The following is a 24,863-nucleotide window of genomic DNA, read 5'->3' on the forward strand; positions in this document are numbered from 1 at the left end:
AACATGGCGCATACGCGAATTCGCACCTTCAATACCAAGGATACCTATCCCGAGCAGAAGCTCGACAACGATCTGTGCCAGGCGGTCGTCACGCGGGGCGGCCGCACGATCTATCTGCGCGGCCAGTGTCCGCAGGATCTCGACACCGCCAACACCATCGAGAGCCACGATCCGGTCGATCAGACCCACAAGGTCATGCAGAACATCAAGCAGCTCATCGAGGAATGCGGCGGGACGATGGAGCATCTGGTGAAGGTGGTGATCTACCTGACTGATGTGCGCCATCGCGAAGCCGTCTACCGGACGATGGGCGAATACATCAAAGGCGTGCATCCGGTTTCGACCGGCCTCGTCGTGTCGGCCCTGGCGCGACCGGAATGGCTGGTCGAGATCGACGGCACCGCAGTTATTCCGGATGATGACACAGCCATCATCCGGGGTGATGGCGCAACCATCATCCCGGACTGAGCGCCATGACCTTCTCCATCGTCGCACGGTGCCGGCGCACCGGCATGTTCGGAGTGGCGGTATCCTCGTCATCTCCGGCGGTGGCGGCCCGCTGCGCCTATGCGCAGGCGGGCGTCGGGGCGGTTGCCAGCCAGAACGTCACGGACCCGGCGCTCGGGCCACGAGCGCTGGAGCTGATGGCGCGGGGCGCCTCCGCCACTGAGGCCGTCGCGATCCTGAAGCGTACGGCCGCTTTCAGCGAATACCGGCAGGTTCTGGCGGTCGACGCGGCCGGCGGCAGCGCAATCCATTCGGGGCCGAAAGCGCTCGGCATCTGGGCCGAGGCGCGCGGCGAGGACGTCGCCTGCGGCGGCAACCTGCTTGCCAGCGATAGGGTTCCGCAAGCCATGGTGGATGCCTTTCTCGCCTCCGAAGGCGACATCGGTGACCGGCTGATCGCCACCATGCGAGCGGCGCTCGAGGCCGGCGGCGAGGCGGGACCTGTCCGCTCCGCCGGCATGAAACTGGTGCGCGATGTCTCATGGCCCGTCGCCGACCTGCGTTGCGACTGGAGCGAGGAGTGTCCGATCGAGCAGCTGGCGATGCTGTGGGATATCTACAAGCCCCAGCTTGATGCCTATGTCACGCGCGCCCTCAATCCGTCTGGCGCGCCGAGCTACGGCGTTCCCGGTGACGAGTAGTCCCGACAAACTGGAGCCAGCATGAGCGAACTCAGTCATAAGGATTGGATCGCCAAGGCGTCGGCGATCCGTTTTCGCGACGGAGCTTTCATCGACGGCAAGACGATGCCCGCGCGCTCAGGCCGAACATTCACCAGCATCAATCCGGCTACGGGAGCAACGCTCGCCGAGGTGGCCTCCTGCGGCGAAGAGGACATCGACCTTGCCGTCGCTGCCGCGCGCCGCAGCTTCGAAGCCGGCGTCTGGTCGCGAGCGAGCCCCCAGCATCGCAAGCAAGTGCTGCTGCGGCTGGCGGAATTGCTGCGCGAGCACCTGCAGGAACTGGCGCTGCTGGAATCGCTGGATATGGGCAAGCTTGTCAAGGACGCCGCGACCATCGACGTGCCGGGATCGGCGGCGATCTTCCAGTGGTATGCAGAAGCGATAGACAAGATCTATGGCGAGGTGGCGCCGACGGGCCGGGGTGACCTCGCTTTGGTACGGCGGGAGCCGCTTGGGGTCGTGGGCGCCGTCGTGCCATGGAATTTTCCGCTCGACATGGCGACCTGGAAATGCGCGCCCGCGCTGGCCGCGGGCAATTCGGTGGTGCTGAAGCCCGCCGAGCAGTCGCCTTTCTCGGCACTCAGGCTGGCCGAGCTCGCCATGGAGGCGGGCTTGCCGGCGGGCGTCTTGAATGTGGTGCCCGGCCTCGGCGAGACGGCCGGCCAGGCACTTGGCCGCCATACGGACGTGGATTGCCTTGCCTTCACCGGATCCACCGCTGTCGGCAAGATGTTCCTGCAATATTCCGGCCAGTCGAACATGAAGCAGGTCTGGCTGGAGACCGGTGGCAAGAGCCCCAATCTGGTGTTCGCCGATTGCGGCGATCTGGATGCGGCCGCCGACATGGCCGCCTTCGGCATCTTCTTCAACCAGGGGCAGGTATGCTCGGCCAATTCCCGGCTTCTGGTGGAGCGCGGCATCAAGGATGCGCTGGTCGAGAAACTGGTGCGGCGGGCAGCGGCGACCCAGCCCGGCGATCCGCTCGACCCAGCATCCAGGATGGGTGCGATGGTGGACGCGCGCCACGCCGCGACCGTCATGCGTTTCATCGATGGCGGCAAGAAGTCGGCACGGCTGGTGACTGGTGGCGACCGGGTCGCCGTCGACGGGCGCGGCAGTTTTGTGCAGCCCACGATCTTCGATGACGTCTCGCCCGACGACCCGCTTGCCCGCGACGACATATTCGGTCCGGTCCTGTCGGTGATCGCCTTCGACACCGAAGACGAAGCGCTTCGCATCGCCAACGACAGCGTCTACGGCCTGGCCGCATCGCTGTGGACCGACAGCCTGTCGCGGGCGCATCGCCTCGCGGAAAGACTGCGCGTGGGCACGGTTTCCGTGAATACGGTCGATGCGTTGAGCCCGATGACTCCCTTTGGCGGTTTCAAGCAGTCCGGCTTCGGACGCGACCTGTCGCTGCATGCGCTCGACAAATACACTGCGCTGAAGACCACCTGGATCAAGTATTGAGAAGCGGCCGCGACTTGATCACCGGCTGCAAACCGGCAACATAGCCACCATGCCGCTCCGCTTCACGCTCAGACAACTTGAATATTTCGTCGCCGTTGGCGAAGCGGGTTCGATCGCCAAGGCGGCCGAGCAGGTGAATGTCTCGCCGCCGTCGATCTCGGCGTCGATCGCTCAGCTCGAAGCCGAGTTCGGTGTCCAGCTTTTCGTGCGCAAGCATTCGCATGCGCTGGCGCTGACCGCAGGCGGGCGCCTGTTCCTCAAGGAAGCCGCGCGCCTGCTCAACGACGCGGACGCGCTGCACGACATTGCCGGCGATATCGCCGAAAAGGTGCGCGGACCGCTGGCGATCGGCTGCCTGCTCACTTTCGCGCAGATCGTACTGCCGGCGCTGCGCAAGAAATTCGAGGATGCCTATCCCGATGTGCGCGTCCGGCAATTCGAGCGCAACCAGGGGCAATTGTTCGAGATGCTGCAGCGTGGCGAGATAGATGCCGCGCTGACCTACGATCTGGAGCTGTCGCAGGACATGACCTTCGAGCCGCTGATGCAGTTGCCGGCCTATGTGATGCTACCGGCCGCGCATCGCCTGGCGGCGAGGGCAGGCATCACGCCCGAGGAGCTGGTCGATGAGCCGATGGTGCTGCTTGATCTGCCCTACAGCAGGGAATATTTCCTGTCGGCTTTCCAGCCCAGGGGCCTGCGGCCCAAGATCGTCGAGCGCACCGGCGACATCGCCGTGATGCGCTCGATGGTCGCCAATGGCTTCGGCTACGGCATCGCCAATATGCGGCCGCTCAACACCATGTCGCCGGACGGCAAATTGCTTGTCTTCGTGCCTCTGCTGGGGGACCTCAGGCCGCTCACGATAGGAATTGCCTTGCCGAACGCAGAGCATCGCACGCTGACGGTACAGGCGTTCATCGACCACTGTCGCCGCTTCGTCGTCGAGCAGGGCGTCTTCGGAACCGAACGCATCGTGAAGTGAGGGCTGCCGCGCGGATCACGACGGCCAGCCGTCCGTGAGCCGTTCGAGCAATCTGTCCAGCATCCCGTCGCAACGCCGCAGCTGTTCGACGCTGACAAATTCATCCGGCTTGTGTCCCTGCGCCATCGAGCCAGGTCCGCAGACGACGGCAGGCGTGCCGAGATCGCGGCTGAACAATCCGCCTTCCGTGCCGAACGCGACTTTCATCGTGTCATTGGCGCCGGTCAACGATTTGACGAAGGCCACCGCCTCCGATGCGGCCGGCGTGTCGAGGCCCGGATAAGTGTTGGTGATCTCGATTTCGATTGCGGCCTCGGCCGCGATCGAAACGGCGTCCTCAGCTATGCGTGCCGCGGCGTCGCGCAGCCTGTCCAGAATGCCGGCGGCATCGTCGGCGGCAATGTTGCGGATCTCGAAATCGACCTGGCAGAGGTTGGGCACGATGTTGAGCGCGACGCCGGCATCGATCTTGCCGACATGAACCGTCGTGTAGGGGATGTCGTAGTCCCCGTCGCGGGCGCCGTCGCGGGCCAATCGTTCCTGTTCGTCACGCAAGGCACGCACGAAATCGCAGCCGAGGTGGATGGCATTGAGCGCCAGTGGGGCGAGCGCCGAATGGCCTTCGCGTCCCCTGCAGACGGCGCGAGCGGCAAGCTTGCCCTTGTGCCCGGTCGACACCTGCATGTTGGTCGGCTCGCCGACGATGCACAGCCGCGGGCGTTGCGGCGCCGCGCTCAGCATTTCGATCAGGTCGCGCACGCCCAGGCAGCCGACCTCCTCGTCATAGGAGAGCGCCAGATGCAACGGCGTGCGAAGCGCCATCTTGGAAGCCCTGATGCAGGCGGCGAGCGCGGAGGCCACAAAACCCTTCATGTCCGCCGCGCCGCGTCCGTAAAGCTTGCCGTCGCGCTCGGTCATTTCGAAAGGCGGCAGCGTCCAGTTCTGGCCGTCGATGGGGACGACATCGGTGTGGCCGGACAGCATGACACCGGGCCTGCCGGCCGGGCCGATGGTGGCAAAGAGGTTGGCCTTGTGCCCGTCCGCGCTGTTGACGATCTGGCAGGCAACGCCGCTCGCCTCGAGCAAGTCGGCCGCATAGCCGATCAGGTCGAGGTTGGAGTCGCGGCTCACCGTCGGGAAAGTGATCAGCCGTTCGAATATCCTGATAGTGTCCATTTTCTGTCTCTCGGTAGGGTCCTGGCTGTCTAGCATCATGCCGCCGATGCTCTGAAGTCGCATTTCGCTCAGCCCCGGTTCAACACAGACTAATCCGCCCCAGTGCCGCGATTAGGCGCGTCCTAATCGGCACAGAAGAAATCCGTAGTTTTCCCGCGCCGGCTCCAATTTATGAGTAGTTTAGGCAGCACCGGGAGTGCCGAGCCGGCCCGGAGGAAGCACCATGCGCGACCCACGCTACGACATCCTGTTCGAGCCGATGAAGATAGGCCCGGTGACGGCCAAGAACCGCTTCTATCAGGTTCCGCATTGCAATGGCGGCGGCTATCGCGATCCGTCCGCCGCGGCAGAGATGCGCCGCGTCAAGTCCGAAGGGGGCTGGGGCGTCATCTTCACCGAGCAGACGGAAATGCACCACACTTCCGAGATCACGCCCTTCATCGAACTGCGGCTATGGGATGACGCCGACATTCCGGCTTTGGCCAAGATGGCCCGGGCCATGCACGAGCACGGCGCGTTGGCTGGCATCCAGCTCGCCTATTCCGGGATCAACGGTCCCAACCTCTACAGCAAGGAGGTGCCGCGCGGGCCATCGGCCTTGCCGATCCGCACCTTCACCAACGATCCGGTTCAGGCGCGCGCCATGGACAAGCAGGACATTCGCGATTTGCGCCGCTGGCACCGCAATGCCTTCAAACGTGCGAAGCAGGCGGGTTTCGACCTGGTATGCCTCTATGGCGCGCACGGCTTCGGCATCATCCAGCATTTCCTGTCGACCGCCACCAACCAGCGCGTCGACGAATATGGCGGCTCGCTGGAAAACCGTTCGCGGCTGATGCGCGAGCTGATCGAGGAAGGGCGCGACGCGATCGGCGACACGTGCGGCCTGACGCTCAGGCTGTCGCTGGACGAGATGATCGGCGAGCTCGGCTTCGCCAATTCGGAAGTCCGCGACATGATCGAGATGCATGCCGAACTGCCCGACCTGTGGGATCTCGCGCACGGCGCCTGGGAGGATTGCTCGGGCCCGTCGCGCTTCAAGGACGAGGCGGCGCAGGAAAGCCTGGTGTCGGGCATCAAGAAGCTCACCTCGAAACCGGTCGTCGGCGTCGGCCGCTTCACTTCACCCGACGTGATGGTCAGGATGATCAGGTCGGGAACGCTCGACTTCATCGGCTGCGCCCGTCCGTCGATCGCCGATCCCTTCCTGCCGAGGAAGGTCGAGGAGGGCCGCATCGAGGACATCCGCGAATGTATCGGCTGCAACATCTGCATCACCGGCGACATGACTATGTCGATCTCGCGCTGCACGCAGAACCCGACCTTCATGGAGGAATGGCGCAAGGGCTGGCATCCGGAGCGCATGCAGGCCAAGGGCGACAGCGACAGCGTGCTGATCGTCGGCGCCGGGCCTGCCGGACTGGAGGCTGCCCGTGCGCTTGGCCTACGCGGCTATAAAGTGGCCATCGCGGAAGCCGGCACCGAGCTCGGCGGCCGTGTGGCGCGCGAAAGCAAACTTCCAGGCCTGTCGGCCTGGGGCAGGGTGCGCGACTATCGGCGGTATCAGCTCGGCCAGATGCCTGATGTCGACATCTATTTCGAAAGCCGGCTGGCGGCGGATGACATCCTGTCCTTCGGCTTCCAGAACATCGCCATCGCCACCGGATCGACCTGGCGCCGTGATGGCGTCGCGCGTGCCCACGTCGTGCCGATGCCGATCGACGCCGCGATGCCGGTCCTTACACCCGACGATCTGATGGCCGGCAAGGTTCCAGATGGCAACGTCGTGCTGTTCGACGACGACCACTATTACATGGGCGGCGTTCTCGCCGAGCTGATGGCGCGTCAGGGAACGAAGGTGACCTTGGTGACGCCAGCGGCCTATGTCTCGGACTGGACCCGCAACACGCTGGAGCAAGGGGCCATTCACCGCCGCCTGGCTGAACTCGGGGTCGATATCGTGCTCAACAGGACCGTCACGAGTATCGCTTCGGGCGGTGTCGTGACGGCTTGCGTCTACACCGGCGCGAAACAGGATCTGGCGGCCGATGCCGTCGTACTGGTCACGTCGCGCAATCAGGACGACGCCGTTTGGCGCAATCTCAAGGCCCGGGAAAGCGAGTGGGCCGACGCCGGCATCCGTTCAGTCAAGGTCATCGGCGATGCCGAAGCACCGGGACCCATCGCCTGGGCAACCTATGCCGGCCATCGCTTCGCCCGCGAACTGGACGAACCCGACATCGGCGACGCCTTGCCGTTTCGGCGAGAAGTCGCCGCACTGGCGGCGGAATAATGCATGTCGCCCGGAAGTGTCCTCGGTTCCGGGACAACGACATGCATAAAATCAGAAGCTTACAGCAGGTCGGGCGAATCCTATTCGCCGCGACATGCTGTAACCGCCGGGGCGCGGCAGATCAGACCGCCCGCCCTTCCTGATCGAAGAAATGCAGATGCCCGGGTTCGGCCCGCAGGTCGACCTCGGCGCCGGCTTCCGGCGCCGGTCCTTGACTGTGGATGACGAGGCAGGTCTGGCCCCCGTCCAGCTCGACATGGAGGAGCGTGTCGACCGTGCCGAAATTCTTGCGGATGTCCTTGAGCAGAACCTTTGTCATGACTTCCCTTATCCCTTGACGCCGGAGAGGGCGAAGCTCTCGATGATCTGGCGCTGGGCGATCAGATAGATGACGAGGATGGGAACCACGGCCAGACTCGTCGCCGCCAGTTGCAGGTTCCACAGGGCAGGCCGTAGCTGTCGTTGAAATTTGACAGCGCCAGCGGCAGCGTGAACTTCTCCAGCGAACTGAGGAAGATCAATGGTTCGAGGAACAGGTTCCAAGAATGCAAGAAAGTGATGATCGCGACCGCGGCAAGGGCCGGCCAATCTGCCCATACGCCGCATGGGCCGGCCCGACGACATGGCCGCCGCGATCCTGTTCCTGTGCTCCGACGCCGAGAGCTTCGTCTATGGCGCGGCGCACGACGTCGATGGCGGTTCGATGTTCCGCTGACCGGCAAGGGCTGCGGCTCCGGCGACGCTCGCTGACCCTTCCCGCCATTTATAGTGTTCAGTCTACCGGGCGGTCCACAGCCGAACGCCGTCTATCAATCCACAAGGCAAGCAAGGTGCAGGCCGCGCCCGAGAGCAGGTAGGCACCCGCCGCAATGAGGCCGAAATTGCCGGCCAGCAGCAGAGCTGCGAGCGGCGCGAAGCCGGCGCCGAACATCCACGCGAGATCCGAGGTTATCGCCGAGCCGGTATAGCGATGGTGTCGCGAAAAGCTCGATGCGACCACGCCTGACGACTGCCCAAAGCTCAACCCCAGCAGGATGAAGCCCAGCACCATGAACAGGATCTCGCCAACGGTACCGCCATCCAGAAGCTGCGGGGCAAAGCCGCTGAACGTCGCGATGGCGATCGCCGAACCGCCGAGCAGCGCACGGCGTCCGACACGATCGGCAAGTGGGCCCGACGCGACGATGGCCACGATGCCGAACAGCGCGCTCACCGCCTCGATCGCCAGGAAGCGTGCCGGTCCCTCATTGGTGAACAGGAATACCCAGGAGAGTGGAAACACCGTCACCATGTGGAACAGGGCGAAGCTCGCCAGCGGCGCGAATGCGCCGACGATGACGTTGCGGCCTTCGGCCCTGATCGTGTCCCTTATGCGCGTCGGCTGCAGGTCGCCGCTCTCGTATAGTTTCGAGAATTCGGGCGTCACCACAATGCGCAGCCTAGCGAACAGGGCTACGACATTGATGGCGAAGGCGACGAAGAAGGGATAGCGCCAGCCCCAGGCAAGGAAGTCGTCGGCCGACAGATTGGCGACGAAGAAGGCGAAGAGGGCGCTGGCCACGATGAGGCCGATCGGCGCGCCCAGTTGCGGGATCATGGCGTAGAAGCCGCGCCGGTTCCGCGGCGCGTTCAGCGCCAGCAGCGAGGGCAGGCCGTCCCACGTCCCGCCAAGCGCCACGCCTTGCCCGATGCGGGCCAGCGCCAGAAGCCAGATCGCAAGCACGCCGATATCGCCATAGGCGGGAAGGAACGCGATGGCGACGGTCGAGGTGCCGAGCAGGAACAGCGCGATCGTCAGTTTCGCACCGCGACCGTAGGCGCGGTCGACGGCCATGAACAGAACGGAACCGAATGGACGGGCGATGAAGGCCAGCGCGAAGATGGCGAAGGAGTACAGCGTCCCGACGAGCGGATCATGCGTTGGAAACACCAGCTTGGGGAACACGATGACGGACGCGATCGCATAGACGAAAAAGTCGAAGAATTCCGACGTCCTGCCGACGATCACGCCGACCGCGATATCGCCCGCGCTGACCTGGCCGTGGTCCGAGCCGATCAGCCCGCTGTCTGTTTCGCCAGTCGAAGTATGAGCCATCTTGTCCGTCGTCACCGCGTGGAATGAAATATTTGGGGCCCAACTGCGGCAATCCCATTGTGCGCTGCACACTGTGCCAGACCCACCCAGGCTGGGCATTGGACAAATTGTCCAATGTCACCACGCCGCCGCCGGCAGTAGCCCTTGATCGATACCGCACTGCAACATCCCAACGCGTTGCGGCGGTCCATCGAGGGCAGCGTCTGATGAAACGATTTGGAGCCTTGCTTCTGCTTCCCCTGGCCGGGCTGTTGAGCGGCTGCGATATGGTCGTGCTCGCGCCGGCGGGCGATGTCGCGGCCCAGCAGCGCGACCTGCTGGTGGTCTCGACCCTGCTGATGCTGATCATCATCGTGCCGGTCATGGCGCTGACTGTCTTTTTCGCCTGGCGCTACCGGCAATCCAACACCTCGGCGACCTATGCGCCCGACTGGGATCATTCGACGAAACTGGAACTGGTGATCTGGGCAGCCCCTCTGCTGATCATTATATGCCTTGGCGCGCTGACCTGGCTCGGCGCCCACCTGCTCGACCCATACCGCCGGATCGACCGGATCGAAGCCGGCCAGCCCGTTACCCAGCTTCACAAGCCGCTCAGGGTCGAGGTCGTGGCGCTCGACTGGAAATGGCTGTTCATCTATCCGGATTACGGCATCGCCGCCGTCAACGAGCTGGCGGCGCCGGTCAACCAGCCGATCGATTTCCGCATCACCTCGTCGGCGGTGATGAATTCCTTCTACATTCCAGCCCTTGCCGGTCAGATCTATGCCATGCCGGGCATGGAGACGAAGCTGCACGCCGTCATCAATCGACAGGGTACCTATAGCGGTTTCTCCGCCAACTACAGCGGCGCCGGCTTTTCGGGTATGCGCTTTGCCTTCCACGGCCTGTCCGACCAGGCCTTCGACCAGTGGGTGGCACAGACCAGGACCGCGTCGGCGGCGCTTAACCGCGACAGTTACCTCGAGCTCGAAAAGCCGAGCGAGAACGAACCGGTCCGCCACTACGCCTCCGTCGATCCCGCCCTTTATGGCGCGATCCTCAATCTGTGCGTCGAGCGCGGCAAGATGTGCATGAACGAGATGATGTCGATCGACGCCAAGGGTGGTCTCGGTCTTGCGGGTGTGCGCAACACCTTGCCGCTGCAATATGACAAGCTCGCCCGGCGCGGCGCGGTGTTCGGAAACGATCCCTCCTATGTCGCCAGCATCTGCACGGAGGAAGAGGCCGCTGCCGTCTCGCGCGCCTCCCGCGATGCCTGGCCGACCTATTGGCCGGCGAAGAACCTGTCCCCGCTTCGCGGGGCGGGACTGCTCCGGCCAGGGACAGACAGCCGCAGCGCCGGGGCGGATACGCCGACCGTCGGCCTGCTGCGGCGTGAATTGTGAGAGACCGCCGATGCCCGATACGCTGACCAAATTCATCTTCGGCCGCCTCACCTGGGACTCGCTGCCGCTGCACGAACCCATCGTCGTCGCCACCTTCGTCGCGGTGGCGCTCGGCGGCATCGCGCTTCTCGGCGTGATCACCTATTTCAAGCTATGGGGCTACCTCTGGCGCGAATGGTTCACCAGCGTCGACCACAAGAAGATCGGCATCATGTACATGGTGCTGGGCCTGATCATGCTGCTGCGCGGCTTCTCGGACGCAATCATGATGCGCCTCCAGCAGGCCATCGCCTTCAATGGCTCCGAGGGCTACCTGAACTCACATCACTACGACCAGATCTTCACCGCCCACGGCGTCATCATGATCTTCTTCGTGGCGATGCCCTTCGTCACCGGACTGATGAACTTCGTCGTGCCGCTGCAGATCGGCGCGCGCGACGTCTCCTTTCCGTTTCTCAACAATTTCTCGTTCTGGATGACAGTCGGCGGCGCCATTCTGGTCATGGCCTCGCTGTTCGTCGGCGAATTCGCCCGAACCGGCTGGCTTGCCTATCCGCCGCTCTCCGGCATCGGCTACAGTCCCGATGTCGGCGTCGACTACTATATTTGGGCGCTGCAGGTGGCCGGCGTCGGCACGACGCTGTCGGGCATCAACCTGATCTGCACGATCATCAAGATGCGCGCGCCCGGCATGACGATGATGCGCATGCCGGTCTTCACCTGGACGTCGCTCTGCACCAACGTGCTGATCGTCGCCTCCTTCCCGGTACTGACGGCGGTGCTCTCGCTGCTGGCGCTCGACCGCTATGTCGGCACCAACTTCTTCACCAATGATTTCGGCGGCAACCCGATGATGTATGTGAACCTCATCTGGATATGGGGTCACCCGGAAGTCTACATCCTCATCCTGCCGCTGTTCGGCGTCTTTTCCGAGGTCACCTCGACCTTCTCCGGCAAGCGCCTGTTCGGCTACACCTCGATGGTCTACGCCACGGTGGTCATCACCATCCTGTCGTACCTCGTCTGGCTGCACCACTTCTTCACCATGGGCTCCGGCGCCAGCGTCAATTCCTTCTTCGGCATCACGACGATGATTATCTCGATTCCGACCGGCGCGAAGATCTTCAACTGGCTGTTCACAATGTACCGGGGCCGCATCCGCTTCGAACTGCCGATGATGTGGACGGTGGCCTTCATGCTCACATTCACCGTCGGCGGCATGACCGGCGTGCTGCTTGCCGTGCCGCCGGCGGATTTCGTGCTGCACAACAGCCTGTTCCTGATCGCGCACTTCCACAATGTCATCATCGGCGGCGTGCTGTTCGGCCTGTTCGCCGGCATTGCCTACTGGTGGCCCAAGGCCTTCGGGTTCAAGCTCGATCCGTTCTGGGGCAAAGTCTCGTTCTGGTGCTGGGTGGTCGGCTTCTGGTTCGCCTTCATGCCGCTCTACATCCTCGGCCTGATGGGCGTGACGCGCCGTATGCGCGTGTTCGACGATCCCTCGCTGCAGATATGGTTCGTCATCGCCGCGTTCGGCGCGGTGCTGATCGCCTGCGGCATCGCCGCCTTCCTGATCCAGATATTCGTCTCCATCCGCAGGCGCGAGGCGCTTGCCGATACGACCGGCGATCCCTGGGACGGCCGCACGCTCGAATGGTCGACCTCCTCGCCGCCGCCTGCCTACAATTTCGCCTTCACGCCGGTCATTCGCGACAACGATGCCTGGTATGACATGAAGCAGGCCGGCTACATCAGGCCGCTCGCCGGCTTCAAGCCGATCCATATGCCCAGCAACATCGGCACCGGCATCATCCTGGCCGCCTTCAGCGTCGCGCTCGGCTTCGGCCTGATCTGGTACATCTGGTGGCTGGCGGCGCTGAGCTTCGTCTGCCTCATCGCCACCGCGATCGGCCACACCTTCAACTATCACCGCGACTTCCACATTCCGGCGGCCGAAGTCACGCAGACGGAAGAGGCGAGGACGACGCTCCTCGCCGCTCAAGGCTAAGGGTTTGAGCATGACATTGACGGCAATCACGGCCGGCACCGAACCGGTCTTCCACCTGGAAGAAGAGCATGCGCACGCCGAAGGCGGCTCCACCATGCTCGGCTTCTGGCTCTATCTGATGAGCGACTGCCTGATCTTCGCGATGCTGTTCGCCGCCTATGGCGTGCTTGGCGGCAATTACGCGGCCGGGCCGGCGCCCAAGGACCTGTTCGACCTCGATCTGGTGGCGGTCAACACCGCCATGCTGCTCTTCTCCTCGATCACCTACGGCTTCGCCATGCTGACCATGGACAAGGGCCGTGTCGCGGCGACGCAAGCCTGGCTTGCGGTGACCGGCCTGTTCGGCCTGGCGTTCCTGTCGATCGAGCTCTACGAATTCGCGCATATGATCCATGAAGGCGCCACGCCGCAGCGCAGCGCCTTCCTGTCGTCCTTCTTCACGCTGGTCGGCACGCACGGCCTGCACGTCACCTTCGGAACCATCTGGCTGGTGACGCTGATGGTACAGGTCGCGAGATTTGGCCTCATCGAGGCGAACCGCCGCCGGCTGATGTGCCTCAGCATGTTCTGGCACTTCCTCGACGTCGTCTGGATCGGCGTCTTCACCTTCGTGTACCTGATGGGGATGTTGCGATGAGCGCTCATAATCATGCCGAGGGCCACGGCCACGCCCACGGTGGAGCAGCACACGGATCGTTCCGGGGCTATCTGACCGGCTTCGTCCTGTCGGCGATCCTGACCGCCATTCCATTCTGGCTGGTCATGACGGGCGCCATCGACAACAAGCAGGCCACGGCCATCGTCATCATGGCCTTCGCGGTCGTGCAGATCGTGGTCCATATGATCTTCTTCCTGCATATGAACACCGGCTCGGAAGGCGGATGGTCGATGCTGGCGCTGATCTTCACACTGATCCTGGTCGTCATCGTGCTGACCGGCTCGCTCTGGGTGATGTACCATCTCAACGCCAACATGATGCCGGGGCTACACGACATGCGTGAGATGCCATGAGCCTGGCGGCGGGCCCTGGGAGGACAACTATCGAGGCGATCGGACGTCCCGTCCCGCTAGAGGACGCCGGCGGATCGTCCGCGTCGCGCCTTGTCCTTGTGCTGCTCGGACTTCTCGGCGTGCTGGTGTTTGTCGGGCTCGGCATATGGCAGCTGGAAAGGCGGATCTGGAAGCTCGACTTGATTGCCCGTGTCGACAAACGCATTCATGCCCCGATTGTCGATGCGCCTGGCCCGGAGAACTGGAACGGCATCACCGCTGCCGGTTTCGAGTATGGTCATGTGCGATTGGCGGGACGTTATCTGGGCGACGCCAACACGCTGGTGCAGGCGGTGACGGAGCTTGGCGGCGGTTATTGGGTCCTGACGCCGATGCGAACCGACCGTGGCTTCGTGGTGCTGGTCAACCGCGGCTTCATTCCCCAGGAGCGCAAGGCTCAGTTCGAGCGGGAGAGGCGCCGCCTAACCGCGCCGGTCGTCATTGACGGGCTGTTGCGCATGAGCGAACCCGGCGGCGGCTTTCTGCGCAAGAACGACGCCACGGGCAATCGCTGGTATTCGCGAGACGTCGCAGCCATCGCAACCGCGCGCAGCCTGACGACCAATGTCGCTCCCTATTTCGTCGATGCGGAAGCATCCGGCATAGAGGGCTGGCCGCGCGGCGGGCTGACCGTCGTGACTTTCCGCAACAGCCACCTGGTCTATGCTTTGACCTGGTTCACGCTCGCTGCGATGCTCGCCATTGCCCTGGCCAGGCCGATGATCGGCCGCCGCCGGCGGCAAGGACCCGCGAGATGAGCGTTCCCACGCAAGCGCATCGCCATGACAAATCCCTGGTGGCGGCATCCCTTGCCGGCAAGAACGGGGCAGTATCGCATACCGATGCGACAAACAGGAAGAACCTGTTCCTGCTTATCCAGCTGCGTTGGCTGGCGGTGGCGGGTCAGGTGCTCACCGTTCTGGCGACGGAATACTGGTTCGATATCCCACTGCCGCTGGCGGAGATGGCCGGCGTGGTGCTTTTCCTGGTGGGCCTCAACATCTTCAGCCTGCTGGTCCTGCGCGGTATCAGGCCTATCAGCAACACCCAACTCTTCGTCGCGCTTATCTTCGACATGGCGGCACTGACGACGCAGCTTTACCTGAGCGGCGGCGCGTCCAATCCGTTCGTATCGCTCTATCTCTTGCAGATCACGCTCGGCGCGGCATTGCTGACGCCAAGGTTTACCTGGATCCTCGTGGCGGCTGCCTCGGCCTGCTTCGTCTTCCTCATCTTCCTCTTCCAGCCGATCGCGATCCCGCATCATGGCGGCAGCGATCTCCTGTCCCTGCATATCAGGGGCATGTTCATCTGCTTCGTGCTGGCGGCCGGACTGATCGTGATCTTCATGACGCGCATCGACCGCAATCTGCGCGAGCGCGACGCCTATCTCGCCGATCTGCGCCAGCGCTCGGCCGAGGAGGACCACATCGTGCGCATGGGCCTGCTGGCCTCGGGCGCCGCGCACGAACTCGGCACGCCGCTTGCCACGATATCCGTCATCCTGTCCGACTGGCGCCAGATGCGCACCCTTGCGCGCAACCGCGAACTGGCGGCCGATGTGGCCGAAATGCAGGCGCAGATCGAGCGCTGCAAGCGCATCGTGTCCGGGATCCTGATGTCTTCCGGCCAGGCGAGGGGCGAGGGAACGATACGCACGACGATTCGCGGTTTCCTCGACGATCTGGTCGAGGAATGGCGCACCAGTCGCCAGCCATCCAAGCTGGAATACAAGAACGATTTCGACCCGGACGAGCAGATCGTGTCCGACACGGCGCTGAAGCAGGTGATCTTCAACCTGTTCGACAATGCTCAGGAAGCATCGCAGGATTGGGTTGGCGTCACTGCCGAGCGGCAGGGCGACAAGCTGGTGATTTCCGTGCGCGATCGCGGGCCGGGCTTCGACGAGGGTATTCTGGCAGCACTTGGTCAACCCTATATGTCGAGCAAGGGACGGCCAGGCGGCGGTCTTGGTCTTTTCCTCGTCATGAACGTGGTCCGGAACCTGGGCGGCGATTTTTCGGCGCGCAACATGGAGCAGGGCGCCTGTGTTACCCTTTCGCTGCCGCTGGCGGCGCTGACCGATGGAGATGATCGTGAGGCCTGATCGATCGCTGTTTATCGTCGAGGACGACGCGACCTTCGCGAAAACGCTGAAGCGCTCCTTCGAAAAGCGCGACTACGACGTGGTCGTCTGCCACGACCGGGATGCATTGCTCAGCGCCCTCGAAACAGCTGTTCCGGCTTACGCCGTCGTCGATCTCAAGCTTGGGGCTGGCGGCTCCGGGCTGGAGTGCGTCAAGCTGCTCAGCGCCCGCGATGCTTCGACCAGGATCGTCGTGCTGACGGGCTTTGCCAGCATCGCCACCGCTGTCGAGGCAATCAAGCTCGGCGCGAGCCATTACCTGGCGAAACCCGCCAACACCGATGACATCGAAGCCGCCTTCGGCCGTGCCGAGGGCGATGTTTCCGTACCGCTTTCCAGCCGGCCCACCTCGATCAAGAACCTGGAATGGGAGCGCATCCACGAAACGCTGGTCGAAACCGGCTTCAACATCTCCGAAACGGCTCGCCGGCTTGGCCTGCACCGGCGCACTCTTGCCCGCAAGCTCGAGAAGCGCGTGGTGAGATAGCAGAGCGCCTTTGCTCTCGTGACCGGACCGAGCCCGGTCTGGCTCATCGACCACCCGGGTGCGAGCATTCAGTGCTTCCTTGCCCGGTCCAGGATACCTATTTGTCTGAGATTCGCGGACATAGGAGCAGGCAAACGTGGCGCAACGATCGGGCAGTGCTGATCTTCCCCTTCACGGCGGGCGTGTGCCGAAATGGCTGGGCGATCGCATGACGCGTCTCGGCGCCGTCATGTGCGAGGCGATCATCCATCATTATGGCCGCAATGAATTGCTGCGACGCCTTGCGCATCCGTTCTGGTTCCAGTCCTTCGGCGCCGTCATGGGCATGGACTGGCATTCTTCCGGCATCACGACCAGCGTCGTCGGCGCCTTGAAACGCGGTCTCACGCCGCTGTCGGGCGAACTCGGCATTCACGTCTGCGGCGGCCGTGGCGCGCATTCGCGCAAAACCCCGCATGAGCTTGCCGCCATCGGCGAGCGTATCGGCTTCGACGGTGCGCGCCTGGCAACCGCCAGCCGGCTTGTCGCCAAGGTGGACAGCGCCGCCGTTCAGGATGGTTTCGACCTCTATTTGCACGGCTTCATCGTCACCGACGATGGCGACTGGGTGGTGGTGCAGCAAGGCATGAACGCCGACAGCAAGGTGGCGCGGCGCTATCATTGGCTGTCCGAAGGTTTGAAGAGTTTCGTAGACCAGCCGCATGCCGCCATCGAAGGCGCCAACCAGGGCGAGATCGTCAATTTGACCGACCGGCGCGCCGAGGCCTCGCGCCAGGGACAGCTTGACCTGCTCCAGGATCTTGGGCCGGACCGCATCCTTCGAGAACTCGCCGCCCTGGAACCCGGCACCGCACCGGCTCCGGCGCAGCCATTGTTGCCGCATCTGGTCATGCCGGCTCACCATGATGTCCGCGAAAGCGATGTCGTGATGCATCGCCTTCACGGCAACATGGCCGCGGCGGCCGAGCGAGGTCCCGCCGATTTCGCCGAGCTTCTCCTTGTTCCTGGTGTGGGCGCCCGCACGGTGCGGGCGCTGGCCCTCGTTGCCGAAGTGGTGCATGGCGCGCCTTGCCGGTTTTCGGACCCGGGCCGTTTTTCGCTGGCGCATGGCGGCAAGGACAGGCATCCCTTCCCTGTTCCGCTCAAGGTCTATGACGAGACGATCGGCGTGCTGAAGTCCGCTGTGCAAAAGGCCAGGCTTGGTCGCGAAGAGGAAATCGGTGCATTGAGGCGGCTCGACGATCAGTCGCGGCAGGTCGAGCGATACGTCACCGGTCCCAGCCTCAAGGAAATTGTCGCCGGCGAATTCGACCAGTCGCATCTGCTTGGCGGCCGCAGTGTCTTTGGTTGGGAGCCGGCGCCGGATCAGATGCCCGCCGAGCAGAACAAGAAGGCATGACGGGCCGCTGGCGCCGCATCACGCCACGCGACGGTATCTGTAACGGTCCCGAATGAATTCATTGAAGAAGCGGCCCTTCGAGGAAGCCTTCATGAACGCGGCGTAGGTTGCCGGTGCGACGTCCTCATAGTCATAGCGGTTGCCGCTCGGCACGAACCAGACGGAGAGCGTCCTGGTCGCGGGATCGTATTGCGTGTTTCGGATCGCGGTCGACGGCATGCTGGCACCTGACGGCTCAGCCACATAAACCCGCCAGGCATGGTGCGGTTCCGTTCCGCCACCCGACCTCGCTACCTGTCGCGGGGATTGCCGAACTTCCTGTCGCGCTTCCTCGAATATCGATCGATACGCGGCAGCTTGTCGGCAAAGTCAACCCACGGCAGTCTGAGGTTCCAATAGGCATGGGCCTGTGGCCGCAGCCCTTCGGGTCTGTCGAAGAACCCGATTGTCAGGTAGAGCTCGTCCGGCAGGCCTTCGTCGCTATAGCCTATCGAGCTCCCGCATTCGGGACAGAAAGTGCGGACAACGCCCGGCGTCCTGGAGAAAGCCTTTGGCGTTCCCTTCAAAAGGCGGAACTGGCTCGGCCGATATCCGACCCAGACGGTGAGCGGACTGCCGATCGCCCGTCGGCAATCGTCATCGTGATCGTAGCATATCCAGAAGGGCTCACCGTCCATGGCGGCGGCAATCGCCCCGCAAAAGCAGGCCCCGGTTTCAACGCGCGGCATCCGGCACTCCAAGGCTGGAACATGTCCGGCGGCCTCCGACGGAACCGCCGTTGCCTAAACTTTCACGCCGTCCCAGCGTTCCATTGCGCCGGTGTTGAGATGTCTCCGAGGCAAGCAAGCGCGGTTCCCTGTATTGCCTTGCGGTCTGGCCTTCACCATCTAGGCACAATGTCGCCGCTCAAACCGAAAACAGCCGGCCGTGTGGCCCAGTATGATCTCTTCGGTGCCGTTCAGGATGATCTACCGGAGGGTTTCGCCTACCAGCCCGGACTGATCACACCGCAAGAGGAGATCGACCTCGTCCGGCATCTTGAAGGACTGCCCTTCAGACCCTTCGACTTCCACGGCTATCTGGCAAACCGGCGTGTCGTCGGTTTTGGCCTTCGCTACGATTATGACCGGCGCGAGGTCGTCGAGGCACCGCCTATACCTGATTTTCTGTTGCCCTTGCGCGAGCAGGTCGCGGCCTTTGCGCGCCGGCCCACCGAAGCCTTCGCGCAGGTCTTGATCAATGAATACCGGCCCGGCGCCGGCATCGGCTGGCACCGCGACAAGCCTCATTTCGAAGACGTCGCGGGCGTTTCGCTGCTGGCGCCCTGCGATTTTCGCCTTCGACGCAAGAATGGGTCTGGATGGGACCGCCGGACCATCACGGTCGAGCCGAGATCGGCCTATCTCATGACGGGCCCTTCGCGGTCGCAATGGGAGCACAGCATCCCGCCGCTTGCAGAGCATCGCTACTCGATTACCTTGCGGACATTGCGGCCTCGGAATCCCTGAGCATGCGCTGAGGCCCGCACGAGGAAGCTTTCCGCATCATCTCGCCCATAGCGCTCAACCCGACCCGCGTACGGCGGGGCGGGTTGAATGATCTCGTACTCTACCTCTTTGTTTTTACGCAATTCCCTAGGGAAAGCGCTACGTGCTTTTCTCGGGAAAACCGCTACGCACTTTCCGGGAATTGCTCTAGGTCAGTATCAGCACGATCTTGTACGTATCCGGATCGACGATGACGATCCGGCCGTCGGCGAGGACGAAATACTCGTAGCTCTCGTACGCCGGGACGAGCTTGACGATGCGGGCCGGCAAACGATGCAGCCTGATCTTGTGCCGCGGAACTTCGATGCCGACCGAGACGTCGAAGTCGACGCTGGCTACCGGCTCGACCTTGGTTTCCCGGATTACCTGAGTGATCTGGGTCTTCTGTTCAACCGTCACATTGTTAATGGAAGCGGTCGAAGTCTTGTCCTGCGTGGACGCTTTGCCCTGGGCCTGCTGGTCCGTCGTAGTGCCGGCCTTGCCCTGGGCCTGCTGATCGGTCTGGACCTTGGTCTTGTCCTGGGCCTGCTGGTCGGTCGTGGTGCCGGCCTTGCCCTGGGCCTGCTGATTGGTCTGGACCTTGGTCTTGTCCTGGGCCTGCTGGTCCGTCTTGGTACCGGCCTTGCCCTGGGCCTGCTGATCGGTCTGGACCTTGGCTTTGCCCTGAGCCTGCTGGTCCGTGGTGGCGCCGGCCTTGCCCTGGGCCTGCTCGTCGGTCTTGACCTTGGCCTTGCCCTGAGCCTGCTGATCAGTCTGGGACTTGGTACCCTGTGCCCGCTCTTTCATCTTCGAGCCCTTCTGGCAGTTGGTCGTGCCGGAAGCGCAATTTGTGTCCGCTCCTGATTGGCTGTCGGCGGGCTGCTGCGACTGCGCCATCGCCGTCCCGCAGCCGAGCCCGATCGCAAGCATGCTGGTAATGAGAACATGTTTCATAGGAAATCTCCTTCGGAGAGCTCGTCCCTTCAAGGGGTAAAACTTCGGCCAAAAAAGATTGTTCCGAACTGGATGCGTTAATGCCACCACCCCCGATAGAGCCCAAGTCCGGCCTTCATGGCGCTACTTCACGCCGATGCCGGCGGTGAGGCCGCCGTCGATCTTATAGTCCGCGCCGGTGCAGAAGCCGGCCTTCGACGAACACAGGAACGCTATGAACTCCGCCACCTCCTCCGGCTCGCCGATACGGCCGAGCGGATGGGCTGCGCCGAACCGCCTGTAGGCTTCTTCGACATCTGCGTCGCTGCCGCCGTCGCCACGCGCGGCCTTTTCGAGAATCGGTGTGCGGATCGAGCCTGGGCTGACCGAATTGACCCTTATGCCCGATGCGGCATAGTCGAGCGCCAGCGAACGTGTCAGTGTATGGATGGCGCCCTTGGTCGTGGCATAGGCGGCGACGTTTTGCTGGCAGGCGAAGCCCTGCACCGAAGCGACGTTGACGATGGCGCCGCCGCCCCGCTTGATCATTTCCGGGATGCCGAAATGGGCGGTCAGATAGATCGAGCCGACATTGACCGTCATCGCCCGGTTCCAGGTTTCCCAGTCGGTGGTCGTCGCCGTTCCATAGGGATGCACCGCCGCCGAATTGACGATGACATCGATGCCGCCGAATTTCGCCACGCCGGCCGCGACCGCCTCGCGCACCTGGTCGGAAACCGAGACGTCCACTGTCCGCACCAGAACGCTCGCTCCGGCCTTGGCGAGGCTCTCCTGCATGGCGGCATTTGCTTCCCGATCGACGCCGCAGGCGACGATCGCGGCACCCCCCGCCGCAAGGCGTTTGGCAGTTGCCAGGCCGATACCGGTCGTCCCTGTCACCAATGCCACCTTGCCGTCAAAATCCTTCATCGCGGAAGCTCCTTCATTCGTTATCGATACCGGCTCTTAGTTTGACACTCATCATGGTCAAACAATAGGTTGCCGGTCTCTCGCAAAAAGGAAGTGGCAATGGAACAGTGTTGGCGCTGGTACGGTCCCGATGATCCGGTGACGCTTGAACATGTCAAACAAGCCGGCGCCACCGGCGTGGTTTCAGCGCTTCACCAGATTTATGACGGCAGGCACTGGCCCGAGGCCGATGTGCTTGAGCGCAAGCGCATCATCGAGGCGGCTGGGCTGACCTGGTCGGTTGTCGAGAGCATTCCGGTCCACAATTCCTTCAAGATCGGCACGCCGGAGCGCGAGCGCTATGCCGGCTATTATCGCGACAGTATCCGCGTGCTCGCCAGGGCCGGCATCCGGACGATCTGCTACAATTTCATGCCGGTGGTCGACTGGACCCGCACCGACCTGGCCTACCGGCTGCCGACGACCGGTTATGCCTTGCGTTTCGACGCTATCGACTTTGCCGCCTATGATCTCTTTGTCCTGCAGCGCAAGAATGGCGCGCGGAGCTACACGCCGGCGCGTATCGCCGAAGCCGAGAAGCGGCTGAAGGTGCTGACGCCGGAGCAGATCGACCAGATCGAGCGCAACCTGATCGCCGGCCTGCCGGCGACGGAGCGCAGCTATAACAGGGACAGTTTTCGCGAGGCCCTGGCGGAATACGAAGCGATCGGGCCGAAGGAACTGCGCGACAACCTGGCCTGGTTCCTGCGCGAGATCATCCCGGCGGCCGAAGAGGAGGGTGTGCGCATGTGCATCCATCCCGACGATCCGCCGTTCTCGCTCTATGGCCTGCCGCGCGTCGTTTCCACGGCGGAGGATGCGCGCTTCATCCTCACGACGGTCGACAGCCCGGCCAATGGCTTGACGTTCTGCACCGGCTCCTACGGCACGCGCGCCGACAACGACATCGTCGCCATGGTCAAGGAATTCGCTGACCGCATCCATTTCGTCCATCTGCGCAACATCACCATCGAGGAAGACGGCTCGTTCTATGAGGCGGAGCATCTGGAGGGGGGCACCGACATGGCGCATGTCATCCTCGCTTTGATGCAGGAAGAGAAGCGCCGTCGCGGGGAAGGCAGGGCCGACTGGCAAATCCCGATGCGGCCGGATCATGGGCATCTGCTCGCCGACGACATCGGCAAGAAGAAGATCAACCCCGGCTATTCCCTCATCGGCCGGCTGAAAGGTCTCGCCGAATTGCGCGGCATCATGCGTGCCGTAGAGCGGTTCGGGCTCGCCTGAAGTCTTAGGGCGGCAAGCTATCGTTTGCGATCTTCCGCTGGAATGTCGCGACAGGTCCCACCGAGGCTGACCCTGTCCGGCATCGGCGAGCCTAATTATCCCGATTGTCGATGAGGCCAGGGGCTGGCTGCGGCGCCGAGAAGCGGCCTCGACGGGTGGTCAACAATTTCATTGAGCTGGCACGCAAATTTTCAAGGCCGGTCGTGTAGTGCTCGTCGACGCACTTCACGCCTGGCCAGTTTCCCACACAAGCGCGCGACCTCGCGCCACCCGAACCAGCCATCGGCGCGGGGCCATGTTTATGGAAAAGGACAATCCATTGACGATCTTCCCTTTCACCGAAGCCAGCCCGATCCAGTTTCAGGCGCCGCTGCCGAAGACGTCGGATGTGGTCATTGTCGGCGGTGGCATCATCGGCGTGACCGCGGCCTTGTTCCTGGCCCGGCGCAACATACCGGTGACCTTGCTGGAGAAGGGACGTGTCGCCGCCGAGCAGTCCTCGCGCAATTGGGGTTGGATCCTCCAGCAGGGCCGCGACGCGGACGAACTGCCCATCGTCATCGAAGCGCAGCGTCTCTGGCGCCAACTGGCCCAGGAGTGCGGCGAGGACATAGGCTTGACGCAGACCGGCGTGACCTATCTCGCGCGGACCGACAAGGAAATGGCCGATTTCGCCAAGTTCCTGAAGATCGCCGAGGCCCATGGCGTCGACACGCGTCTCCTCGACCGGGGTGAGACCGCCAGGCTGATCCCGGCCATGTCGCGCCCCTTCAAGGGCGCCATGACCACGCCATCGGACATGCGTGCCGAGCCCTGGGTCGCGGTGCCGGCGTTTGCCCGCCTGGCCGCTCGGCAGGGCGTCACCATCATCGAGAACTGTGCGGCACGCATGCTCGATATCTCCGCGGGGCGCATCAGCGGTGTCTGGACCGAACAAGGCCGCATCGCCACATCGAACGTGCTTGTCGCCAGCGGCGCCTGGACGTCGCTGTTCCTGCGCGCGCACGGCGTCTCGATCCCGCAGCTCAGTGTCCGCACGACCGTCGCAGCGACCGCGCCGATGCCGGAAATCCATGCGGGCGCCGCAGCGGACGAACGCATCGCCTTCCGGCGTAGAAAGGACGGCGGATACACGCTGGCGGCGGGAGGCAGCCACCTGCTCTATGTCGGGCCGGATGCATTGCGTCACGCACCGAAATACCTGCCCGCCCTGAAGGCAAATCCTTTCGGCACGCGCTACCTGCCGGCGGCGCCTCGTGCATATCCGGACAGCTGGTCTACCCCACGCAAATGGGAGGCGGACAAGGAAAGCCCGTTCGAACGGATGCGCGTTCTCAATCCTGCCCCGGAGCCCAAGGCGCTTCGCGCCATCGATCGAGAGTTCAGGGGGCTTTTCCCACAATTCGAGGCGGTACCTCTCAGGGCAAGCTGGGCCGGCATGATCGATGCGATGCCGGATGTCGTGCCTGTCGTGGATCGTACTGCTGCGGTTCCGGGTCTCGTCATCGCGACGGGGATGAGCGGCCACGGCTTTGGCATTGGCCCTGGCATGGGCCGCGTCCTGTCCGACTTGATCCAGGGCAACGAGACCGGACATAACCTTCATAGGTTTCGCCAATCCCGGTTCAGCGACGGCAGCCCGATCCAGATGGGACCATCGCTTTAGATCTCGTCCGGTGTACAGGTTCGACGAGAGGGCTAATCTGGTTTCGCCTGGCGGGGATTGAATTTGCGCCGGGCGTTTTCCAGATGCTCGCGCATCGCCTGGCCGGCGGCTTCCGGATCGTGCCGCTCGATGGCTTCGAAGACTGCCTTGTGCCCGGCGAAACTGATGCGGTTTTCGAGCTCGGTGTTGGCCATGTGGATGCGCTGGTTGATCAGCCACTCCACCAGCGCTTCGTGCGCGGCGAGAAAAATCGGATTGCCGGGGATCGCGGTCAGCACGCGGTGAAACGCGACGTCGGTGACCGCGAAGGCGCGGGCGCGTGAAATGGCGCGTTCGTTTTCGGCCAGCGCGGCGGCCAGAGCACCGATCTGCGCTTGCGTCGCCATCTCGGCGGCATGGCGCGCGATCGAGACTTCGAGGAACAGCCGCAGTTGTTCGAAATGGCCGATGCCGTCGGGCTGGTCCATCAAAAGATGTGCGGTGCCTGTCAGCTGCTCCAGCATGTTCTTCGGCGTCGGCCGCGTCACCTTGGGCCGCTCGCCGCTGTTGATGCGCACAAGGCCCATCTTCTCCAGCGCAAACAGCGCCTCGCGTACCGAGGGGCGCCCGACATCGAACATCGACATCAGTTCGCGCTCGGACGGCAGCGAAGCGCCGACCGGATAAACTTCATCCCTGATCATCGCCTCCAGGCGGAGACGGACCTCGTCGGATAATTTTTTTCGGACCGGCATATTGTGCATGGTCCACCTTTTAAGCTATTAGACCAGTCGCTGCAAGCGAGCACAGGCAAGGAGCTGTGGATCGCTGAGGCGCGGTGCGACCGAGGGGTAGGAG

24 protein-coding genes and 2 pseudogenes are annotated in these 24,863 nt (G+C 63.4%); 17 read left to right on the top strand and 9 right to left on the bottom strand.

The window, feature by feature from the left end:
* Positions 1-3: 3 nt before the first annotated feature.
* The 4 genes from O7A60_RS17575 to O7A60_RS17590 are packed head-to-tail and all read left to right on the top strand — an operon-like array spanning position 4 to position 3,645.
* Positions 4-468, top strand: a complete 465-nt coding sequence (locus tag O7A60_RS17575) for a RidA family protein (RefSeq protein WP_337107310.1) — start codon at positions 4-6, stop codon at positions 466-468.
* 5 nt (positions 469-473) lie between these two features.
* The gene (locus O7A60_RS17580) at positions 474-1,148 is read left to right on the top strand and encodes a DUF1028 domain-containing protein (protein ID WP_337107311.1); all 675 of its coding nucleotides are present in this window, start codon (positions 474-476) and stop codon (positions 1,146-1,148) included.
* Between the two features lie 21 nt (positions 1,149-1,169).
* Entirely contained in the window at positions 1,170-2,660 is a 1,491-nt protein-coding gene (locus O7A60_RS17585; RefSeq protein ID WP_337107312.1) for an aldehyde dehydrogenase, read from the top strand.
* A gap of 49 nt (positions 2,661-2,709) precedes the next feature.
* On the top strand, positions 2,710-3,645 hold the full coding sequence (locus tag O7A60_RS17590) for a LysR family transcriptional regulator (RefSeq protein ID WP_027144830.1): 936 nt from the start codon (positions 2,710-2,712) through the stop codon (positions 3,643-3,645).
* A gap of 15 nt (positions 3,646-3,660) precedes the next feature.
* Here the strand turns inward: O7A60_RS17590 and argE are convergent, their stop codons facing one another.
* Positions 3,661-4,821 (bottom strand): acetylornithine deacetylase, encoded by a 1,161-nt coding sequence (argE, locus tag O7A60_RS17595; RefSeq protein WP_337107313.1) that lies wholly within the window; start codon positions 4,819-4,821, stop codon positions 3,661-3,663.
* A gap of 223 nt (positions 4,822-5,044) precedes the next feature.
* Here argE and O7A60_RS17600 point away from each other — a divergent pair, with 223 nt between their 5' ends.
* Positions 5,045-7,114 (top strand): oxidoreductase, encoded by a 2,070-nt coding sequence (locus O7A60_RS17600; protein ID WP_337107314.1) that lies wholly within the window; start codon positions 5,045-5,047, stop codon positions 7,112-7,114.
* A 121-nt stretch (positions 7,115-7,235) separates the two neighbouring features.
* Here O7A60_RS17600 and O7A60_RS17605 read toward each other — a convergent pair whose 3' ends face one another.
* Together O7A60_RS17605 and O7A60_RS17610 are read right to left on the bottom strand one after the other, a co-directional pair.
* A complete protein-coding gene (locus O7A60_RS17605) occupies positions 7,236-7,433 on the bottom strand; it encodes a TOBE domain-containing protein (RefSeq protein ID WP_337107315.1) in 198 nt (65 codons plus the stop codon).
* Between the two features lie 8 nt (positions 7,434-7,441).
* Positions 7,442-7,698 (bottom strand): annotated as a pseudogene (locus O7A60_RS17610) (carbohydrate ABC transporter permease); the annotation flags it as partial.
* Between the two features lie 2 nt (positions 7,699-7,700).
* On the opposite strand from O7A60_RS17610, the pseudogene O7A60_RS17615 reads away from it, so the two are divergent.
* Positions 7,701-7,829: pseudogene (locus tag O7A60_RS17615) on the top strand (SDR family oxidoreductase); the annotation flags it as partial.
* A gap of 57 nt (positions 7,830-7,886) precedes the next feature.
* Here O7A60_RS17615 and O7A60_RS17620 read toward each other — a convergent pair.
* Complete coding sequence (locus O7A60_RS17620) at positions 7,887-9,209, bottom strand: MFS transporter (RefSeq protein WP_337107316.1); 1,323 nt, start codon at positions 9,207-9,209, stop codon at positions 7,887-7,889.
* Positions 9,210-9,415: 206 nt separating this feature from the next.
* Between O7A60_RS17620 and cyoA the strand changes: the two genes are divergently transcribed.
* From cyoA to O7A60_RS17660, 8 genes are all read left to right on the top strand, one after another.
* Complete coding sequence (cyoA, locus tag O7A60_RS17625; protein ID WP_337107317.1) at positions 9,416-10,597, top strand: ubiquinol oxidase subunit II; 1,182 nt, start codon at positions 9,416-9,418, stop codon at positions 10,595-10,597.
* Between the two features lie 10 nt (positions 10,598-10,607).
* A complete protein-coding gene (gene cyoB / locus O7A60_RS17630) occupies positions 10,608-12,605 on the top strand; it encodes a cytochrome o ubiquinol oxidase subunit I (protein ID WP_337107318.1) in 1,998 nt (665 codons plus the stop codon).
* A 10-nt stretch (positions 12,606-12,615) separates the two neighbouring features.
* Positions 12,616-13,242 (top strand): cytochrome o ubiquinol oxidase subunit III, encoded by a 627-nt coding sequence (gene cyoC, locus O7A60_RS17635; protein ID WP_415926830.1) that lies wholly within the window; start codon positions 12,616-12,618, stop codon positions 13,240-13,242.
* Positions 13,239-13,616 carry a cytochrome o ubiquinol oxidase subunit IV gene (cyoD, locus tag O7A60_RS17640; protein ID WP_027144837.1) on the top strand — a complete coding sequence of 126 codons (378 nt, stop codon included), beginning with the start codon at positions 13,239-13,241 and terminating at the stop codon, positions 13,614-13,616. Before cyoC ends, cyoD begins: the two co-directional genes overlap by 4 nt.
* Positions 13,613-14,413 carry an SURF1 family protein gene (locus O7A60_RS17645; RefSeq protein ID WP_337107320.1) on the top strand — a complete coding sequence of 267 codons (801 nt, stop codon included), beginning with the start codon at positions 13,613-13,615 and terminating at the stop codon, positions 14,411-14,413. The genes cyoD and O7A60_RS17645 overlap by 4 nt, the downstream gene beginning before the upstream one ends.
* Positions 14,410-15,762: an ATP-binding protein gene (locus O7A60_RS17650; protein ID WP_337107321.1), complete on the top strand. Its 1,353-nt coding sequence runs from the start codon at positions 14,410-14,412 to the stop codon at positions 15,760-15,762. Before O7A60_RS17645 ends, O7A60_RS17650 begins: the two co-directional genes overlap by 4 nt.
* Entirely contained in the window at positions 15,752-16,288 is a 537-nt protein-coding gene (locus tag O7A60_RS17655; protein WP_337107322.1) for a response regulator transcription factor, read from the top strand. Before O7A60_RS17650 ends, O7A60_RS17655 begins: the two co-directional genes overlap by 11 nt.
* 136 nt (positions 16,289-16,424) lie before the next feature.
* Complete coding sequence (locus O7A60_RS17660) at positions 16,425-17,687, top strand: DUF763 domain-containing protein (RefSeq protein WP_337107323.1); 1,263 nt, start codon at positions 16,425-16,427, stop codon at positions 17,685-17,687.
* 18 nt (positions 17,688-17,705) lie between these two features.
* On the opposite strand, the gene O7A60_RS17665 is transcribed toward O7A60_RS17660, so the two are convergent.
* Complete coding sequence (locus O7A60_RS17665; protein WP_027144841.1) at positions 17,706-17,906, bottom strand: KTSC domain-containing protein; 201 nt, start codon at positions 17,904-17,906, stop codon at positions 17,706-17,708.
* Between the two features lie 71 nt (positions 17,907-17,977).
* Entirely contained in the window at positions 17,978-18,415 is a 438-nt protein-coding gene (locus O7A60_RS17670; RefSeq protein ID WP_337107324.1) for a GFA family protein, read from the bottom strand.
* Positions 18,416-18,583: 168 nt separating this feature from the next.
* Here O7A60_RS17670 and O7A60_RS17675 point away from each other — a divergent pair, with 168 nt between their 5' ends.
* Positions 18,584-19,195 carry an alpha-ketoglutarate-dependent dioxygenase AlkB gene (locus O7A60_RS17675; RefSeq protein WP_337107392.1) on the top strand — a complete coding sequence of 204 codons (612 nt, stop codon included), beginning with the start codon at positions 18,584-18,586 and terminating at the stop codon, positions 19,193-19,195.
* 186 nt (positions 19,196-19,381) lie between these two features.
* Here O7A60_RS17675 and O7A60_RS17680 read toward each other — a convergent pair whose 3' ends face one another.
* Together O7A60_RS17680 and O7A60_RS17685 are read right to left on the bottom strand one after the other, a co-directional pair.
* Positions 19,382-20,167, bottom strand: a complete 786-nt coding sequence (locus O7A60_RS17680; protein ID WP_337107325.1) for a DUF1236 domain-containing protein — start codon at positions 20,165-20,167, stop codon at positions 19,382-19,384.
* A 123-nt stretch (positions 20,168-20,290) separates the two neighbouring features.
* Complete coding sequence (locus O7A60_RS17685) at positions 20,291-21,076, bottom strand: SDR family NAD(P)-dependent oxidoreductase (protein ID WP_140504628.1); 786 nt, start codon at positions 21,074-21,076, stop codon at positions 20,291-20,293.
* 99 nt (positions 21,077-21,175) lie between these two features.
* On the opposite strand from O7A60_RS17685, the gene uxuA reads away from it, so the two are divergent.
* Together uxuA and O7A60_RS17695 are read left to right on the top strand one after the other, a co-directional pair.
* Complete coding sequence (gene uxuA / locus O7A60_RS17690; RefSeq protein ID WP_337107326.1) at positions 21,176-22,360, top strand: mannonate dehydratase; 1,185 nt, start codon at positions 21,176-21,178, stop codon at positions 22,358-22,360.
* Positions 22,361-22,679: 319 nt separating this feature from the next.
* Positions 22,680-24,026: an NAD(P)/FAD-dependent oxidoreductase gene (locus tag O7A60_RS17695; RefSeq protein WP_337107327.1), complete on the top strand. Its 1,347-nt coding sequence runs from the start codon at positions 22,680-22,682 to the stop codon at positions 24,024-24,026.
* A 32-nt stretch (positions 24,027-24,058) separates the two neighbouring features.
* Here O7A60_RS17695 and nanR read toward each other — a convergent pair whose 3' ends face one another.
* Entirely contained in the window at positions 24,059-24,769 is a 711-nt protein-coding gene (gene nanR / locus O7A60_RS17700) for a transcriptional regulator NanR (protein WP_337107328.1), read from the bottom strand.
* Positions 24,770-24,863 lie beyond the last annotated feature (94 nt).

Origin of the sequence: Mesorhizobium salmacidum (SeqCode) (assembly GCF_037179605.1) — a bacterium.
Taxonomy (GTDB): domain Bacteria; phylum Pseudomonadota; class Alphaproteobacteria; order Rhizobiales; family Rhizobiaceae; genus Mesorhizobium; species Mesorhizobium salmacidum.

What these genes read in the sequence shown, in the direction of transcription:
- O7A60_RS17600 (WP_337107314.1), top strand. Translation starts at nt 5,045, where the DNA reads ATGCGCGACCCACGCTACGACATCCTGTTCGAGCCGATGAAGATAGGC.
- cyoB (WP_337107318.1), top strand. Translation starts at nt 10,608, where the DNA reads ATGCCCGATACGCTGACCAAATTCATCTTCGGCCGCCTCACCTGGGAC.
- O7A60_RS17590 (WP_027144830.1), top strand. Translation starts at nt 2,710, where the DNA reads ATGCCGCTCCGCTTCACGCTCAGACAACTTGAATATTTCGTCGCCGTT.
- O7A60_RS17680 (WP_337107325.1), bottom strand. Translation starts at nt 20,167, where the DNA reads ATGAAACATGTTCTCATTACCAGCATGCTTGCGATCGGGCTCGGCTGC.
- uxuA (WP_337107326.1), top strand. Translation starts at nt 21,176, where the DNA reads ATGGAACAGTGTTGGCGCTGGTACGGTCCCGATGATCCGGTGACGCTT.
- O7A60_RS17580 (WP_337107311.1), top strand. Translation starts at nt 474, where the DNA reads ATGACCTTCTCCATCGTCGCACGGTGCCGGCGCACCGGCATGTTCGGA.
- O7A60_RS17650 (WP_337107321.1), top strand. Translation starts at nt 14,410, where the DNA reads ATGAGCGTTCCCACGCAAGCGCATCGCCATGACAAATCCCTGGTGGCG.
- cyoA (WP_337107317.1), top strand. Translation starts at nt 9,416, where the DNA reads ATGAAACGATTTGGAGCCTTGCTTCTGCTTCCCCTGGCCGGGCTGTTG.
- O7A60_RS17685 (WP_140504628.1), bottom strand. Translation starts at nt 21,076, where the DNA reads ATGAAGGATTTTGACGGCAAGGTGGCATTGGTGACAGGGACGACCGGT.
- cyoC (WP_415926830.1), top strand. Translation starts at nt 12,616, where the DNA reads ATGACATTGACGGCAATCACGGCCGGCACCGAACCGGTCTTCCACCTG.
- nanR (WP_337107328.1), bottom strand. Translation starts at nt 24,769, where the DNA reads ATGCACAATATGCCGGTCCGAAAAAAATTATCCGACGAGGTCCGTCTC.
- O7A60_RS17575 (WP_337107310.1), top strand. Translation starts at nt 4, where the DNA reads ATGGCGCATACGCGAATTCGCACCTTCAATACCAAGGATACCTATCCC.
- cyoD (WP_027144837.1), top strand. Translation starts at nt 13,239, where the DNA reads ATGAGCGCTCATAATCATGCCGAGGGCCACGGCCACGCCCACGGTGGA.
- O7A60_RS17605 (WP_337107315.1), bottom strand. Translation starts at nt 7,433, where the DNA reads ATGACAAAGGTTCTGCTCAAGGACATCCGCAAGAATTTCGGCACGGTC.
- O7A60_RS17585 (WP_337107312.1), top strand. Translation starts at nt 1,170, where the DNA reads ATGAGCGAACTCAGTCATAAGGATTGGATCGCCAAGGCGTCGGCGATC.
- O7A60_RS17645 (WP_337107320.1), top strand. Translation starts at nt 13,613, where the DNA reads ATGAGCCTGGCGGCGGGCCCTGGGAGGACAACTATCGAGGCGATCGGA.
- O7A60_RS17665 (WP_027144841.1), bottom strand. Translation starts at nt 17,906, where the DNA reads ATGCCGTCGACCGCGATCCGAAACACGCAATACGATCCCGCGACCAGG.
- O7A60_RS17620 (WP_337107316.1), bottom strand. Translation starts at nt 9,209, where the DNA reads ATGGCTCATACTTCGACTGGCGAAACAGACAGCGGGCTGATCGGCTCG.
- argE (WP_337107313.1), bottom strand. Translation starts at nt 4,821, where the DNA reads ATGGACACTATCAGGATATTCGAACGGCTGATCACTTTCCCGACGGTG.
- O7A60_RS17670 (WP_337107324.1), bottom strand. Translation starts at nt 18,415, where the DNA reads ATGCCGCGCGTTGAAACCGGGGCCTGCTTTTGCGGGGCGATTGCCGCC.
- O7A60_RS17675 (WP_337107392.1), top strand. Translation starts at nt 18,584, where the DNA reads ATGTCGCCGCTCAAACCGAAAACAGCCGGCCGTGTGGCCCAGTATGAT.